Origin of the sequence: Salmonella enterica subsp. enterica serovar Typhimurium str. LT2 (assembly GCF_000006945.2) — a bacterium.
Lineage (GTDB): Bacteria > Pseudomonadota > Gammaproteobacteria > Enterobacterales > Enterobacteriaceae > Salmonella > Salmonella enterica.
This window is the reverse complement of record NC_003197.2, coordinates 1,349,569-1,364,162: the sequence shown is the minus strand read 5'-3', so window position 1 is coordinate 1,364,162 and position 14,594 is coordinate 1,349,569. Positions and strand designations below refer to the sequence as shown.

The following is a 14,594-nucleotide window of genomic DNA, read 5'->3' as shown; positions in this document are numbered from 1 at the left end:
TCAAATGTTCTGCGGCAAAAGTGTAACCGCCAATACCTGTAAGCCCAACTATTTTACACAATGTAACCGTTTAATATCACCACAACCGATTATTTTCAGATGATCGGCTGATGATCGTTATGTGACCGGGAACGCTTTTTCTGATATCCACCAGCCTTTTCTACCTGATGAGTTATTGATATGTCATCGAAATCCACTGACGCGTACAGGCAAGTTTTGCAAATGCCATCTACGCTTAATGTTAAGAAGGTGTATCACCGGACACGTTAATCTTCTGACCAATAAAATGGCATGAGAGTTGCTTTTTTTTCCTTAGCAGAGACGGCGTTCAGTCTACCTCTTCCGGGAGCCTCTACTATTCATATGAACGGCTCTTAACATGTGCGAAAAAACGAAAGGATGGCATATCATGAATATATTCGATCACTATCGCCAGCGTTACGAAGCTGCCAAGGACGAAGAGTTCACACTGCAGGATTTTCTTACCATTTGTCGGCAAGATCGCAGTGCTTATGCCAACGCGGCAGAGCGGCTATTAATGGCTATCGGCGAGCCTAATATGGTCGACACTGCCCAGGAACCCCGACTTTCCCGACTCTTCTCCAACCGGGTTATTGCTCGCTATCCTGCGTTTGAAGAGTTTTACGGCATGGAAGACGCGATTGAACAGATTGTCTCTTATCTAAAACATGCGGCGCAAGGGCTGGAAGAGAAGAAGCAAATTCTCTATTTGCTGGGACCTGTGGGGGGGGGCAAATCATCGCTCGCTGAACGGCTGAAATCGCTAATGCAGCGCGTGCCAATTTATGTTTTAAGCGCCAACGGCGAGCGTAGTCCGGTCAACGATCATCCGTTATGCCTGTTTAATCCGCAGGAAGACGCGCAGATTCTGGAAAAAGAGTACGGTATTCCGCGCCGCTATCTCGGTACGATTATGTCCCCGTGGGCGGCCAAACGCCTGCATGAGTTTGGTGGCGATATTACTAAATTCCGCGTGGTGAAAGTCTGGCCCTCCATTCTGGAGCAGATTGCCATCGCCAAAACGGAACCCGGCGATGAAAACAACCAGGATATTTCGGCGCTGGTCGGCAAGGTGGATATTCGTAAACTCGAACATCACGCCCAGAACGATCCGGATGCGTATGGTTACTCTGGCGCGCTGTGCCGCGCTAACCAGGGGATCATGGAGTTCGTCGAGATGTTTAAAGCGCCTATTAAGGTGCTGCACCCCTTGCTGACCGCAACCCAGGAAGGTAACTACAATGGTACGGAAGGTATTTCCGCCCTGCCCTTTAATGGCATCATACTTGCCCACTCAAACGAATCTGAATGGGTGACTTTCCGTAACAATAAAAATAACGAAGCGTTCCTCGACCGTGTCTATATTGTGAAGGTGCCTTATTGCCTGCGAATCTCCGAAGAGATCAAAATCTACGAGAAACTGCTTAATCATAGCGAGCTGGCTCATGCGCCCTGCGCGCCGGGCACGTTGGAAACGCTTTCGCGTTTCTCGATTCTTTCCCGCCTGAAAGAGCCGGAAAATTCCAGTATTTACTCGAAAATGCGCGTTTATGACGGTGAAAGCCTGAAAGATACCGACCCTAAAGCCAAATCGTACCAGGAGTATCGCGACTATGCGGGCGTGGATGAAGGGATGAACGGTCTCTCCACCCGATTCGCCTTTAAGATCCTCTCCCGCGTATTCAACTTCGACCATGCGGAAGTGGCGGCAAACCCGGTACATCTGTTCTACGTTCTGGAACAACAAATCGAGCGCGAGCAGTTCCCGCAGGAGCAGGCTGAGCGTTATCTGGAGTTCCTGAAAGGCTACCTGATCCCGAAATACGCCGAATTTATCGGCAAGGAGATCCAGACGGCCTATCTCGAATCTTACTCTGAGTACGGGCAGAACATTTTTGATCGTTACGTGACTTATGCGGATTTCTGGATTCAGGATCAGGAGTATCGCGACCCGGATACCGGTCAACTGTTCGATCGCGAGTCGCTGAACGCCGAACTGGAAAAAATTGAAAAACCAGCGGGTATCAGTAACCCGAAAGATTTCCGTAATGAGATAGTAAACTTTGTCCTGCGCGCCAGAGCCAACAATAGCGGCCGTAATCCAAACTGGACCAGTTACGAGAAGCTGCGCACGGTGATTGAGAAAAAAATGTTCTCCAATACTGAAGAGCTGTTGCCGGTCATTTCTTTTAACGCCAAAACGTCGACTGACGAGCAGAAAAAGCATGACGACTTTGTCGATCGGATGATGGAAAAAGGGTATACCCGTAAACAGGTTCGTTTGCTGTGCGAGTGGTACCTGCGCGTGCGTAAATCGTCGTGATGTTAATGCCCGGTGGCGCTTGCGCTTACCGGGCCTACAAAGTAATGTTCTGTAGACTGGCTAAGCGTTAGCGCTATCCGGCACTGACAGAACAGGCGCTCAGTTGGCAGTACGGGGGGCATATGACCTGGTTCATAGACCGACGTCTTAACGGCAAAAATAAAAGCACGGTGAATCGCCAGCGCTTTTTGCGTCGTTATAAAGCACAAATTAAGCAGTCGATTTCCGAAGCGATTAATAAACGCTCTGTGACCGATGTCGACAGCGGAGAGTCCGTCTCTATTCCAACCGATGATATTAGCGAACCGATGTTTCATCAGGGGCGCGGCGGTCTGCGCCATCGCGTCCATCCGGGTAACGATCACTTTATCCAGAATGATCGCATTGAGCGTCCGCAAGGCGGTGGCGGCGGCGGTTCCGGCAGCGGTCAAGGTCAGGCCAGCCAGGACGGCGAAGGCCAGGATGAGTTTGTTTTTCAGATTTCAAAAGATGAGTATCTGGATCTGCTCTTTGAAGATTTAGCGCTGCCTAATCTGAAGAAAAACCAGCATCGCCAGCTTAACGAGTATAAAACTCACCGCGCCGGTTTCACCTCAAACGGCGTACCGGCCAATATCAGCGTGGTACGTTCGCTACAAAACTCTCTGGCGCGCCGTACAGCAATGACGGCAGGAAAACGCCGCGAACTGCACGCGCTGGAAACGGAACTGGAGACCATCAGCCACAGCGAACCAGCGCAACTGCTTGAAGAGGAGCGGTTACGTCGGGAGATTGCCGAACTACGGGCTAAAATCGAGCGAGTGCCGTTTATCGACACCTTTGATTTACGCTATAAAAATTATGAAAAACGGCCTGAGCCCTCCAGCCAGGCGGTGATGTTCTGTCTGATGGACGTCTCGGGTTCGATGGACCAGGCAACCAAAGATATGGCCAAGCGTTTTTACATTCTGCTCTATCTGTTTTTGAGCCGAACGTATAAGAACGTCGAAGTGGTTTATATCCGCCACCATACCCAGGCGAAGGAAGTGGACGAACATGAGTTCTTTTATTCGCAAGAGACCGGCGGGACGATTGTCTCCAGCGCGCTTAAACTCATGGACGAAGTGGTTAAAGAGCGCTACGACCCCGGTCAGTGGAACATCTATGCGGCGCAAGCGTCAGACGGTGATAACTGGGCCGACGATTCACCGCTGTGTCATGAGATTCTGGCGAAAAAGCTGCTGCCGGTAGTGCGCTATTACAGCTATATCGAGATTACCCGCCGCGCCCACCAGACCTTATGGCGCGAGTATGAACATCTGCAGGCGACGTTCGATAACTTCGCCATGCAGCATATTCGCGATCAGGAGGATATTTATCCGGTATTCCGCGAATTGTTTCAGAAACAGAGCGCCAATCAAAGTGCATAACCATAAATCAGCCCGTAATGAGTCACGGGCTGATTTATCACTAACAAGGCAATTATACATACTACCACTATAATAGCCGTAAACCTGTATATCTCCTGACTGGATTAACCTTACATGCGCCGACTTATCACTGAAATACTATGGATTTATTAATGCCAGCAATACTCACCAGGAGGTGGCGGTAATTGCAGAGAATCAGGGGGTTGTAGTTTGCAAAAAAGCCATGGACCCGAAAAATCAAAATCCCACGGACTATCACTACCCGACGCTGCCATAGCAGACGACGTGAACCCCGCAGCCAGCAATGCAAAAAGAAAAATTGTTGCCATTTCTTTAAATCGTTTCATAGTGCCTCCGAACGGAAGTACATTATTATCCTTACCACTTCACACTCCTTTCGCGTAATAATAAAGGCTATTTTATTTTCGTTAGTGTTAAATCGATGCCGTTAATTAACAATTTACTTTTTGCGACAATAGTCACGACTGAAAATATCAACACCATATATTATTGAATTTATTAAATCGAGAATGATTTTTATTCCATAACATCAACACGTTTTATTTTTAAACAGTCTATTAGAGGAATTCTCATCGCTATGGTAAACTAACGCATCCGACTTTCAGGGCTGTAGTTCATCATGAATTTGCATCATAAAGCGCTCAGGCACTTTATCTCGGCAAGCGTCATCGTTTTGACATCGTCCTTCCTGATTTACGAACTTATTGCCAGCGACAGGGCAATGAATGCCTATATGCGTTATATCATGGAGAGAGCCGATTCGTCGTTTTTGTACGATAAGTACCAGAATCAGAGCATCGCCGCACATTTGATGCGAACTTTTGAAGCGCCGGGAGACCCCGTCACCGCAGAAAAACACCGCGCGTTTTGCGACGCCTTTGAAGCTATTAACGGTACGCACGGTGTCAACCTGACCCGGCATAATTATCCGGCGCTACATGGTACTCTGCAAACCGCCGCTACACAGTGTACCGATAATCTTGATGACGCCCTTTTACTGCCTGCATTTGATCAGGCGGTAAGCATCAACCGTTCGCAGGACGACCATAGTCACGGGCTGGGCACACTGGAGCTTAAATTCCGTTATTACGTTGATTTAAATAAACATTATGTCTATTTCTATGATTTAATCAACTCACGGCGCTTCGCCATGCATCGTTGGACTTTTTTACAAAAAGGCACAATGGGTATTAACAGAAAAGATATAGATAAACTTTTTACCGGCCGTACGGTTATTTCAAGTATCTACATGGATGATATTACTCAGGAAAACGTCATGAGTTTTTTAACGCCAGTCTATCTGGCGGGATCGTTAAAAGGCATCGTGATGGTGGATGTTAACCAGGATAATTTAAAAAATATTTTTTATACCCAGGACCGTCCGCTGGTTTGGCGTTATCTTAACGTAACACTAAAGGATATGGACTCCGGAAAAGAAATTATTATTAATCAAAGCAAAAATAATCTGTTTCAATATGTGAATTATAGCCATGATATCCCTGGTGGGCTGCGCGTTTCGTTGTCCCTTGATTTAACCTATTTCCTTGTCTCGTCCTGGAAAGCGCTGGCCTTTTACTTACTGGCAACGGCGCTCCTGCTTAATATGGTACGGATGCACTTTCGGCTTTATCGCAACGTCACACGCGAAAATATTAGCGATGCCATGACCGGGCTTTACAACCGTAAAATATTAACACCGGTGCTGGAACAGCGACTGCAACGCCTGGTCAATACCGGGACGCCGGTGACATTTGTCGCTATTGATTGCGATAGGTTAAAACTGATCAACGATACCCAGGGGCACCAGGAAGGCGACCGAATTATAACCCTGTTGGCGAAAGCGATTAAAACATCGATTCGTAAAAGCGATTACGCCATTCGCCTCGGCGGCGATGAGTTCTGTATTATTCTTGTTGATTACGCGGCGGATTTGGCTATCCATCTGCCGGAGCGTATTATTCGTAACCTGCAAATTATCGCACCGGATAAGACAGTCCATTTTTCTGCCGGGATTTATAATATGCAGCCCAATGATACGATTAATGATGCCTACCAGGCTTCCGATGCGCAGCTCTATCTGAACAAACAACAAAAACAACATCGTTCATCATAGTGCTTCGCAGTAAATGTTCATATTGCACCAGGAGTGAGAAATGGCCGAAATGACTGAAGTCGCGAAGGGTGTCGCTACACACCAACGTTTAGTGGCTTTATTAACCCAGGAGAACGCGCGCTATCGTGTGGTGAACCATGAAGCGGTAGGGAAATGCGAAGCGGTATCTGAAATACGTGGTACTGCGCTGGGCCAGGGCGCAAAAGCGCTGGTCTGTAAAGTCAAAGGCAACGGCGTCAACCAGCACGTTCTTGCTATTCTGGCGGCCGATCAGCAAGCCGACCTCTCTCAGCTTGCTTCACATCTGGGCGGCTTACGCGCTTCCCTTGCCAGCCCGGCGGAAGTCGATATGCTGACCGGCTGCGTTTTTGGCGCGATCCCGCCTTTCAGTTTTCACCCCAATCTGAAACTGGTCGCCGATCCGCTCCTGTTTGAGCGTTTCGATGAAATTGCCTTTAATGCCGGCCTGCTGGAAAAATCAGTCATTATGAATACACAGGACTATCTGCGCATCGCCCGACCAGAACTGGCAGTCTTCCGCCGCTTTCAGTCATCGCCAACGGCTTAGTCCCCTCCCCCTTCAAGGAGCAATACCGACACAACGATAATGATAAAAATGGCGAAAAACGACGCCGTAATCATCAGCGCTTCAAGAAACGGTGGATCGTACATAATTGTATCCTCAGGAAGACAACAATGACGGTTCACCTGTTAGCAATACGCGGCGTTGATGGCAATTTAATGACAACGCCGTTTTTCACGTAGAGATTGTCTTTCAGGCAGTTGCCTGAAATCCGCATCAATCGTTAAAAAGGCCTGTGCGCTTTGCCGTTTGGGCGTAAAGTAGTCAGGCTTACTTTTTGGCAAGGAAACCATAATGTTTGATGTCACTCTGCTGATCCTGCTCGGACTGGCAGCTCTGGGATTTATCAGCCACAACACCACTGTCGCCGTCTCAATTCTGGTGCTGATTATTGTCCGCGTAACCCCGTTGAATACCTTTTTTCCCTGGATTGAAAAACAGGGACTCACCGTCGGGATTATCATTCTGACCATCGGCGTAATGGCTCCCATCGCCAGCGGAACCCTACCGCCCTCCACATTGATCCACTCTTTTGTGAACTGGAAATCGCTGGTCGCGATTGCCGTCGGCGTTTTCGTCTCCTGGCTGGGCGGTCGCGGCATTACGCTGATGGGAAACCAACCGCAGCTCGTCGCCGGGCTGCTGGTCGGTACGGTACTTGGCGTCGCGCTGTTTCGCGGCGTGCCGGTCGGCCCACTGATTGCGGCGGGGCTGGTCTCTTTAATTGTGGGGAAGCAGTAACTCGCCCGTCAGATACTGGCCTGGCGTCTGCCCCAGGCCTTTTTTAAACATGGTAATGAATGCCGTGGTGGAATCATAACCCAGCATTTGCGCCGTCTGCTGTACATTACGTCCCGCGATCAGCGCTTGTAGCGCCAGGATTAATTGCAACTGATGACGCCAGCGACGAAAGCTTAGTCCCGTCTCTTTGACGACCAGCCGGGCAAGGTTACGCTCGCTCATCGCGAATACGCTGGCCCACTGCCCTAATGTATTCCATCGCGCGGGCTCCTGCGCCATTGTCTCAACCATTTGGCGGATTTTCGGATGCCCCGATACCGGTAATTGCAATTGTTCCTGCGGCTGCTGCGGCAGTTCATCAAACAACACCTGAATAAGGCGCTGCGTTGGCATTTGCGCTCTTTCGGGATCGGTTCTGCGCGCCAGCGACAAAATCAACTCCCGGCATAACGGCGAAATTTTCAGCGTGCAGCAACGCTCCGGCATGACGACCGCCGCAGGTTCAATAAATAAAAAGCACAGCTCCGCCCCTGCGGTCACATGATTACTGTGCGGCAGCGAGCCGGGGAGCCAGACGGCATACTGGGGCGGAACCATCCACATCGCATTTTCCACCTCGCAGGTAATCGCGCCGTGCAGAGCGAGAATCAACTGTCCCTTGCGATGCTGATGGCGAGGGCTAAACAGTTCATCATCCCTGGCGCGAATACAAAAGGCCACAGCGGCATCGTGGTGAAGGTCGGGATCGTAACCGTCCAGTCTCAGACCAATCATTATATTGTCCGATTTTAGCGATAAATTGTCATTTTAGCTTGATTCATCCAAACAGTAAAAACTGTTAAGGTATCGCCTCGCCTGACGAGATGAGAAAACGATGACGACAGCCCTTTCACCACGCGGCAAACAGGGCGCTTTACTGATTGCCGGTATTTTGATGATAGCCACTACGCTGCGCGTAACATTTACCGGCGCTGCGCCGTTGCTGGAGACAATCCGTTCGGATTACGGTCTTTCCACCGCCCAGACGGGCCTGCTAACAACCTTGCCGCTTCTGGCGTTTGCACTGGTTTCGCCGCTGGCGGCCGGTATTGCCCGCCGGTTTGGGATGGAACGCAGTCTGTTTGCCGCAATGCTGCTGATTTGCGCGGGTATTGCTCTCCGCTCCCTGCCCTCCGCTGCATTGTTGTTTGCCGGAACTGCCATTATTGGGTGCGGGATAGCGCTGGGTAATGTGCTGCTACCAGGATTGATTAAGCGCGATTTTTCACAACATGTCGCCAGGCTGACGGGCGCGTATTCATTGACGATGGGCGCCGCCGCCGCGTTGGGGTCCGCGCTGGTGGTTCCGCTGGCGTTGCACGGTTTTGGCTGGCGCGGCGCGCTGTTAATGCTGATGCTGTTTCCGCTGTTGGCGTTTCTTATCTGGTTGCCGCAGTGGCGCACTACCCGCTCAGCTAACCTGAGTAGCTCCCGGGCATTACATGAACGCGGTATCTGGCGTTCGCCTTTAGCCTGGCAAGTTACGTTGTTTCTGGGACTTAACTCACTGATTTATTATGTGATTATCGGCTGGTTACCAACAATACTCATCAGCCACGGTTACAGCGAAGCACAGGCAGGATCGCTACATGGCCTGCTGCAACTGGCGACCGCGGCGCCTGGGTTAGCTATTCCGCTTATTTTGCATCGCTTTAACGATCAACGCTGGATTGCCGCGCTGGTCTCACTATTGTGCGCAGTGGGCGCGGCGGGGCTTTGGTTTGTGCCGGGCCAGGCGATCATCTGGACGCTACTGTTCGGCTTCGGTTCAGGCGCGACGATGATCCTCGGCCTGACGTTTATCGGCCTGCGCGCCAGTTCGGCGCATCAGGCGGCGGCGCTTTCCGGCATGGCGCAGTCGGTCGGGTATTTACTGGCGGCATGTGGGCCGCCCGTCATGGGAAAACTTCATGATGCCAGCGGTAGCTGGTATCTACCGCTGTCAGGCGTGACGGTTCTGGCTATCATCATGGCGATTTTCGGCCTCTACGCCGGACGCGATCGAGAGATAGCGTCATAAATAAACCTGATACCCACTTGAATGCCTGATGACGCTTCGTTTATCAGGCCTGATCCATTAAAATCATTACCGCTATCCGACAAAAGTACCGTAAGCGACACCATCACAGGAGGGAAAAATGCGAATCCAGTGTAAGCGCGTCTATTTCCCGGCGGAAAAAGACGATGGTTATCGGGTATTGGTTGACAGGCTATGGCCGCGAGGCATTAAAAAAGCAGCGCTGGTCTATGATGAATGGAATAAGGCCATTACGCCCTCCACCGAATTGCGCAAAGCCTTTCATAGCGAACTGATTGATTTTAACCACTTCGCGCAGCAATACCGGGCAGAACTTGCGCAACAGCATCAAGAAGGCAAACGTCTGGCGGATATTGCCCGACACCAGCCGCTAACGTTGCTATACGCCGCTAAAGATACTCGCCAGAACCATGCCATTGTGCTGGCAGAGTGGCTACGAGAGCTGTGATTGTCGTGCCGCCGCCTGGCCTGGTTGTCTGTCCGGGGACAACGGCATCAAATGTTCTGCCCGCACCCAGGCAAAACCGTGCTGGCCATCGGCGGAGGCTACGTCGCCCGTAACCAGCCACAGCGCCCGAGGCGCTTCTTTCGGCAGTAAGGTGACGTGTCCATTTACTGGATTAATGAATTCATCTCCGGGTTGGCACAGGCAAAATAGCTCAACCGATTTACCAATATTCTGCCGTCCGGCGGGTGTTTTAGCGCCAATAACTATTGCCAACGCGCCCGGCTTTAACTGAAACATATTTTCTTGCGCCGCATGAAACTCATTATCAGATTGTTCTTAATCATATCCCGTCGGACCGCAGGTTGTCACTTTTTCGTATCAGGGTGCTCTCTGCGCCATAATGTCCACTCATCAATGATTTCGCCATTGGGCAATTTGCAATCGGAACGCACGCCTTGTGGGGTCTGCACCGGCATCAGCGTACCGCCCTGTTGCTCACAGTAGACGGCTGCCGGATTAGGCATCCCAATACGCGGCGGCCTGGGGGCGTTGGGTTGCGACGATGAACAAGCGCTCAGCAGCAATACGCCTGGCAACGCAATCCACGTAAATTTCATAACGACTCCTTAAAGCGATATTTTGTCCAGGATAACCTGGCGGGTACGCTATTTCCATACTTTCTGTCAGCGCTTTAGTGGGTGTTTATCCCGGGTTAAGTCAGCAATAGCCACGCCCTGTCACAAAGCAACCAACCTTTTGTCGCTGAGAAAACCCTGCTATTCTGGCGCCCCCTGAACAGTGAAGGTAATAGCATGAGAGTGGGTATCCTCTTCCCTGTCGTCATTTTCATTACGGCAATATTATTTTTGGCATGGTTTTTTATTGGCGGTTACGCCGCGCCGGGAGCATAACCATGAGGAAAACAACGATGGTGTTGATGGGCATCGCGCTAATTGCGGTGGCGGGTACCGAACTGGGCTGGTGGTAAATTCATTTTGAATAATAAAGGCTACCTGTCGTAGCCTTTATTATCTCTGAAAGTTCTGCGTTTAGCTTTTGATTTTTCTGTAGATTAACAGCACGACAATCGCGCCGATCACCGCGACTGCAAAGCTGCCGAAGTTGAAACCATCCACTTTGCCAAAGCCAAAGAACGTACTGATCCATCCTCCGACTACCGCACCAACGATCCCCAGAATGATCGTCATAAAGAATCCGCCGCCATCTTTACCTGGCATGATCCACTTAGCCAAAATACCCGCAATAAGTCCAAAAATAATCCATGAAAGAATGCCCATTTTTTCCTCACTTATGTCTTAACGTTAGCGGTTTATTTGCCGTTAAAAAGAATAGCACATCGTCAGGAAAGTGAAGTTTGTGATGTCCATCACCTTTTAGCGTCGTGGATAAAAGCGCATAAATATCAGGGTTGCAATCATTAATGATAACGATTATCTTTATCAATACCGAGTGGTTGAGTTTATAACCCACCTGTTCGGTACGACATTGCTCACATTGCTTCCAGTATTATTTGCCCGCCTCACCGAGTGCGGGCTTTTTTTGCTAACCGCTATCTATCCCATGTCGAATTCATGGTCTTTTTTCAGCCGCGCTATTTTGCGTGATACGGGGTCATCTCCAGCGCCGTACATTCATCCTGCTTGTCCTGCTGCATAAACCCCACGGTCACCATAAACAAACCGATCATAAATGGCACTTCATAAAGCTCTTCAATCAAATCCGTGTAACGAGCGTTATGCAGGAATATCGGCGACAACCACCGATGATGCTCGACAGTGTCGGAAATCAGATATGAACATGTCGTCACGGCAAACAGCCACAATGGCAGAGGAACGTCCCGTAGGCGACGAACAATCTCCTTACGTAGCCCGGCAGAAAACAGGACTGGCAAGACTAACGCAGCAATTAATATCACTGAAATCGTTCTGAACAGCATACGCGGCTCGTCAGGGAAATAGTCACGCCCCCAACTGGTGCTTCTACCCAATAGCACCACCCACCAGACAACAGCCCATAGCCAAAACTGCTTTGCCCCTTCGGGACGGGAAAGTGGCCGTATATACCAGGCGGTAAATAGCGCCCCAAACAGTAACCATAACGCTTGTCCGTTTTCAATCCATCGGACCACCACGCCGTTAAGCAAAGGCAATTGCCAGTCCGCCGTAAACGGGATGACCACAGCGGCAAGCGCAAGAGTAAGTGCTGACGAAGTTAATCGGGTATCGAGTTTCATGATTATAAGACTCTTCTGGTTTTTAATACCCAATCATAAGTTTTATGAATACGCTCTCATTAGCAAACAATGCGATATTCTTAATGTTTTCTTAATGTTTCTTTTCAACCCATGTCTGATGTAAATAAACAGCGCTTTTCAATACGCAAAAACCGCATCACGCTGGCGACGCGCGATGCGGCTTCTGATTTAAAAAATCACTTTATATCAAATAGATACTACAAGATCCTTACCAACCGCAAACGTCGTGTTCGTTTTCGGTATCGTAGGAACGCACGGTATTGACCAAATCCTTCACAACTTCTGCTGCAACTTCAGGTACCAGCAACGTCATCGGTGCTTCCGTTTCATAGTCCACAGAGACGCCGTTGCTATTATTCGTGACCGTGACGGTATAAGTAGCTTTTCCCATTATTATTCTCTCCCGGCATGAATGACTTTTCGTGAGGTCGCCCCTTCCATCAGTACTTCCGGCGCGACAAAAAAGTCGATGTTAAAATAGGTATCATCCGTCATGACCTCAATATTGTGCCACTTTTCCGGAGGAAACACGCCAAACTCGCCGGCATTGATCACCATGATCTCTTCCGGCTCAGAGCAATGTTCATCAGCGTATCCGAGATATTTGACCGCCCCCTGCATCACCGAGAGACGAGGATAAACGTCGGGTCGCGTTCCCTTATCAAGGTGGCGTTCGAAAATTCCGGCAGGCGCCGTCTCTTTGTTCCAGAATGGCGTGGAACGTGTATGAATATGATTTTGTGGAATTTGCCGCATTTGCTTCCCTCTTCACGCAGGTTACTCAGCGATAATCTCATCGCTGTCGTAAAAAGGTTACGCTCCAAAAACAGTATTTTAAATACCATTTATTGGTTACTATTTTGCTGTTTTCCACGCAATAAAACCGAAAGGAGAGCAATGACCCGCCGTTGACGACGGGTCCAGGTGGTTAAGACTGGAGCGTTGCCAGCCGGGCGGCAAATCCGACGAAAAGAAGGCCAATCAAAGAATTGCCCACTTTTGCCAGTTTCTTTTTGGTACCAATATAGTGGGTTACAAAAGCGCCAGAAAGAATTAAAAAGCTCAGATAGCAAAAACTGACGATTTCAAGGGTGGTGGCCAAAATAAAAAATGACACCCCAGTATGCGGCGCAGTAACGTCAATAAATTGCACAAAAAAGGAAACATAAAAAAGTATGGCTTTAGGATTCGTCAGGCTAAGAATTAAAGCACGCTTAAAAATAGCGCCAAAAGGAACTACCGTTTCCGTCGCCGCACGCCCTTTTGAGGTCAGCGTGGCGTAAAGGATTTTTGCGCCAAGGTAGAGCAGATAAAACGCGCCGAGATAGCGAACAATGTTAAACAGAACCGGCGTTGTTTTGATCAGCGTCGCCACGCCCGCATACGCCAGAAACATTAATATCGCATCGCCGATAAACACGCCGCATGCGGCAAGATATCCTCCTTTAACCCCGCGTCCCACGCTGTTTTTAAGCACAAAAAGCGTATTCGGCCCCGGTACCAGAACGATAAAAATCGCCCCAACCAGGTACGTCCAATAATTCAGAACACCATACTCCGCGAACACATTAACCTCTTCCTGAAAACATTTACGCTTAGCTGCGAAACAGTATGCTAACGAATGCACCGGAAGATGGGAAGCGAAACCACGTCTCTCCAGCCGCTATTCCGCCACGCTTATATCCAAATCACCTAAAAGCGTTCTTTTATCGCTACCTCCGCAGGCAATCACCAGGTATTGGCCCACCTCTCCTCATGTGGAGTTAACGCGCGCGTCGCACCAAAGATAAGGCTGCCAACACATTACTGATATCGCTCTCATTCAGATTCGGCGCATTAAACTGCGCTCTCAGCCACACCATATCGTCGTGGCTGAAAGCGCCGACCATCAAGCGCTGGCTGATAATGATCAACATTTGATTATCAAGTTGTCGAATACGTTGCCGGGTGACCGACAAGGTTTGTATCGGAAAGGAGGGTTCTGAGCCGGTTCGCCACTGCGCTAAATAGCGGTACTGTATCGCTTTACTGGCATCCATTAGCGAACGAATAAAAGGGGTTATCGAATGCGGGTCCAGACCGTTATTTTTCGCTTCTTCTTCAGCCTCGGCAAAAACATTTTGTTCACGTGTGAAATCCTCTATCGGCAGATGGTGCTTCATTTTATAAGCAGCCACATCTTTCATTAATAACATGCGTTCATTGAGCGCGGTTAAGAGCGCGCCAAGCGATACCGACGTTACCGAATCGGCAAAAGTGGTGCTGCACATCAATAAAGAACAAAGAAAAATGGCGATATGACGAATCATTAATCAACCTCCTTTTACGGAGGCCTGACAGTAATTTACCTTTATTAAGATAACATTAAGTAATTATTACAGATGGGTATTAATGCTTATTCGTTTAAACTGGAGTGAGAAAAAAGAACAGGCCGTTGATTCTGCGGAATCTTCATTTAAAGTGTATAAAATATACAACAAATCACACAAATGTGATGCGCATCACGTTTTTATGATTTTTTATTACAGTTTTATGATATAGGTCTAACTTTAATAGGTCACTAATTTCTCTCCCCCGCTCAGG

Annotated in this window: 18 protein-coding genes and 18 other annotated features; of the genes, 8 read left to right on the top strand and 10 right to left on the bottom strand. The window is 49.2% G+C overall.

Translation table 11 applies throughout. From position 1 onward, the window contains the following. Positions 1-395: 395 nt before the first annotated feature. Positions 396-401 (top strand) — a ribosome-binding site (putative RBS for yeaG; RegulonDB:STMS1H001537). The 4 genes from yeaG to yeaK all read left to right on the top strand — a co-directional run bounded on the left by yeaG (position 396) and on the right by yeaK (position 6,455). After that, the gene (yeaG, locus tag STM1285) for a putative Ser protein kinase (RefSeq protein NP_460251.1) occupies positions 396-2,344 on the top strand. Within the gene, positions 410-2,344 belong to an annotated coding region; the region does not span the whole gene. Its footprint overlaps the feature before it by 6 nt. A 111-nt stretch (positions 2,345-2,455) precedes the next feature. Then, positions 2,456-2,461, top strand: a ribosome-binding site (putative RBS for yeaH; RegulonDB:STMS1H001536). Next, positions 2,456-3,753 (top strand): putative cytoplasmic protein gene (gene yeaH, locus STM1284; protein NP_460250.1). Within the gene, positions 2,467-3,753 belong to an annotated coding region; the region does not span the whole gene. It overlaps the preceding feature by 6 nt. A gap of 623 nt (positions 3,754-4,376) precedes the next feature. Further along, positions 4,377-4,382 (top strand) — a ribosome-binding site (putative RBS for yeaJ; RegulonDB:STMS1H001535). Beyond that, positions 4,377-5,887, top strand: a protein-coding gene (gene yeaJ, locus STM1283) for a putative methyl-accepting chemotaxis protein (protein ID NP_460249.1). Within the gene, positions 4,394-5,887 belong to an annotated coding region; the region does not span the whole gene. Its footprint overlaps the feature before it by 6 nt. A 35-nt stretch (positions 5,888-5,922) precedes the next feature. After that, positions 5,923-5,928, top strand: a ribosome-binding site (putative RBS for yeaK; RegulonDB:STMS1H001534). Next, positions 5,923-6,455, top strand: a protein-coding gene (yeaK, locus tag STM1282; protein NP_460248.1) for a putative cytoplasmic protein. Within the gene, positions 5,937-6,455 belong to an annotated coding region; the region does not span the whole gene. It overlaps the preceding feature by 6 nt. Here the strand turns inward: yeaK and STM1281 are convergent. Then, positions 6,452-6,571, bottom strand: a protein-coding gene (locus tag STM1281; protein ID NP_460247.1) for a putative inner membrane protein. Within the gene, positions 6,452-6,559 belong to an annotated coding region; the region does not span the whole gene. The two genes, yeaK and STM1281, sit on opposite strands and share 4 nt — an antisense overlap. After that, positions 6,566-6,571 (bottom strand) — a ribosome-binding site (putative RBS for STM1281; RegulonDB:STMS1H001533). Its footprint overlaps the gene before it by 6 nt. Positions 6,572-6,752: 181 nt before the next feature. After that, positions 6,753-6,758, top strand: a ribosome-binding site (putative RBS for yeaL; RegulonDB:STMS1H001532). 6 nt (positions 6,759-6,764) lie between these two features. Here STM1281 and yeaL point away from each other — a divergent pair. Next, a complete protein-coding gene (yeaL, locus tag STM1280; RefSeq protein NP_460246.2) occupies positions 6,765-7,211 on the top strand; it encodes a putative inner membrane protein in 447 nt (148 codons plus the stop codon). On the opposite strand, the gene yeaM is transcribed toward yeaL, so the two are convergent. Next, positions 7,191-7,997, bottom strand: a protein-coding gene (gene yeaM, locus STM1279) for a putative regulator (AraC/XylS family) (protein ID NP_460245.1). Within the gene, positions 7,191-7,985 belong to an annotated coding region; the region does not span the whole gene. The genes yeaL and yeaM overlap by 21 nt on opposite strands. Continuing rightward, positions 7,992-7,997 (bottom strand) — a ribosome-binding site (putative RBS for yeaM; RegulonDB:STMS1H001531). It overlaps the preceding gene by 6 nt. Before the next feature lie 71 nt (positions 7,998-8,068). Then, positions 8,069-8,074: a ribosome-binding site (putative RBS for yeaN; RegulonDB:STMS1H001530), on the top strand. Here yeaM and yeaN point away from each other — a divergent pair. Both yeaN and yeaO read left to right on the top strand, forming a co-directional pair. Next, the gene (gene yeaN, locus STM1278; protein NP_460244.1) for a putative MFS family transport protein (amino acid/amine transport) occupies positions 8,069-9,270 on the top strand. Within the gene, positions 8,086-9,270 belong to an annotated coding region; the region does not span the whole gene. It overlaps the preceding feature by 6 nt. 106 nt (positions 9,271-9,376) lie before the next feature. After that, positions 9,377-9,382, top strand: a ribosome-binding site (putative RBS for yeaO; RegulonDB:STMS1H001529). Then, the gene (yeaO, locus tag STM1277; protein NP_460243.1) for a putative cytoplasmic protein occupies positions 9,377-9,736 on the top strand. Within the gene, positions 9,389-9,736 belong to an annotated coding region; the region does not span the whole gene. (Overlaps the previous feature by 6 nt.) Here yeaO and STM1276 read toward each other — a convergent pair. The 8 genes from STM1276 to STM1269 all read right to left on the bottom strand — a co-directional run bounded on the left by STM1276 (position 9,722) and on the right by STM1269 (position 14,327). Beyond that, the gene (locus tag STM1276) for a putative periplasmic protein (protein ID NP_460242.1) occupies positions 9,722-10,038 on the bottom strand. Within the gene, positions 9,722-10,033 belong to an annotated coding region; the region does not span the whole gene. The genes yeaO and STM1276 overlap by 15 nt on opposite strands. After that, positions 10,033-10,038: a ribosome-binding site (putative RBS for STM1276; RegulonDB:STMS1H001528), on the bottom strand. Its footprint overlaps the gene before it by 6 nt. Before the next feature lie 63 nt (positions 10,039-10,101). Beyond that, positions 10,102-10,364, bottom strand: a protein-coding gene (yaoF, locus tag STM1275) for a putative hemolysin (protein ID NP_460241.1). Within the gene, positions 10,102-10,353 belong to an annotated coding region; the region does not span the whole gene. Beyond that, positions 10,359-10,364: a ribosome-binding site (putative RBS for yaoF; RegulonDB:STMS1H001527), on the bottom strand. Its footprint overlaps the gene before it by 6 nt. Positions 10,365-10,785: 421 nt before the next feature. Then, positions 10,786-11,043 (bottom strand): putative inner membrane protein gene (gene yeaQ / locus STM1274; RefSeq protein NP_460240.1). Within the gene, positions 10,786-11,034 belong to an annotated coding region; the region does not span the whole gene. Further along, positions 11,038-11,043: a ribosome-binding site (putative RBS for yeaQ; RegulonDB:STMS1H001526), on the bottom strand. (Overlaps the previous gene by 6 nt.) A gap of 305 nt (positions 11,044-11,348) precedes the next feature. Then, positions 11,349-11,995 (bottom strand): putative nitric oxide reductase gene (locus STM1273; RefSeq protein ID NP_460239.1). Within the gene, positions 11,349-11,990 belong to an annotated coding region; the region does not span the whole gene. Beyond that, positions 11,990-11,995 (bottom strand) — a ribosome-binding site (putative RBS for STM1273; RegulonDB:STMS1H001525). (Overlaps the previous gene by 6 nt.) Positions 11,996-12,219: 224 nt before the next feature. Beyond that, positions 12,220-12,418, bottom strand: a protein-coding gene (yoaG, locus tag STM1272; RefSeq protein NP_460238.1) for a putative cytoplasmic protein. Within the gene, positions 12,220-12,402 belong to an annotated coding region; the region does not span the whole gene. Further along, positions 12,405-12,778, bottom strand: a protein-coding gene (gene yeaR, locus STM1271) for a putative cytoplasmic protein (protein ID NP_460237.1). Within the gene, positions 12,405-12,767 belong to an annotated coding region; the region does not span the whole gene. Before yeaR ends, yoaG begins: the two co-directional genes overlap by 14 nt. Next, positions 12,413-12,418, bottom strand: a ribosome-binding site (putative RBS for yoaG; RegulonDB:STMS1H001524). (Overlaps the previous gene by 6 nt.) Further along, positions 12,773-12,778, bottom strand: a ribosome-binding site (putative RBS for yeaR; RegulonDB:STMS1H001523). Its footprint lies within the gene yeaR. A gap of 161 nt (positions 12,779-12,939) precedes the next feature. Continuing rightward, positions 12,940-13,593, bottom strand: a protein-coding gene (yeaS, locus tag STM1270) for a putative transport protein (protein ID NP_460236.1). Within the gene, positions 12,940-13,578 belong to an annotated coding region; the region does not span the whole gene. Continuing rightward, positions 13,588-13,593, bottom strand: a ribosome-binding site (putative RBS for yeaS; RegulonDB:STMS1H001522). Its footprint overlaps the gene before it by 6 nt. 181 nt (positions 13,594-13,774) lie before the next feature. Further along, the gene (locus STM1269) for a putative chorismate mutase (RefSeq protein NP_460235.1) occupies positions 13,775-14,327 on the bottom strand. Within the gene, positions 13,775-14,320 belong to an annotated coding region; the region does not span the whole gene. Next, positions 14,322-14,327 (bottom strand) — a ribosome-binding site (putative RBS for STM1269; RegulonDB:STMS1H001521). It overlaps the preceding gene by 6 nt. Before the next feature lie 71 nt (positions 14,328-14,398). Then, positions 14,399-14,404, top strand: a ribosome-binding site (putative RBS for STM1268; RegulonDB:STMS1H001520). On the opposite strand from STM1269, the gene STM1268 reads away from it, so the two are divergent. Continuing rightward, the gene (locus tag STM1268) for a putative cytoplasmic protein (RefSeq protein ID NP_460234.1) occupies positions 14,399-14,552 on the top strand. Within the gene, positions 14,403-14,552 belong to an annotated coding region; the region does not span the whole gene. It overlaps the preceding feature by 6 nt. The last annotated feature ends 42 nt before the right edge of the window (positions 14,553-14,594 follow it).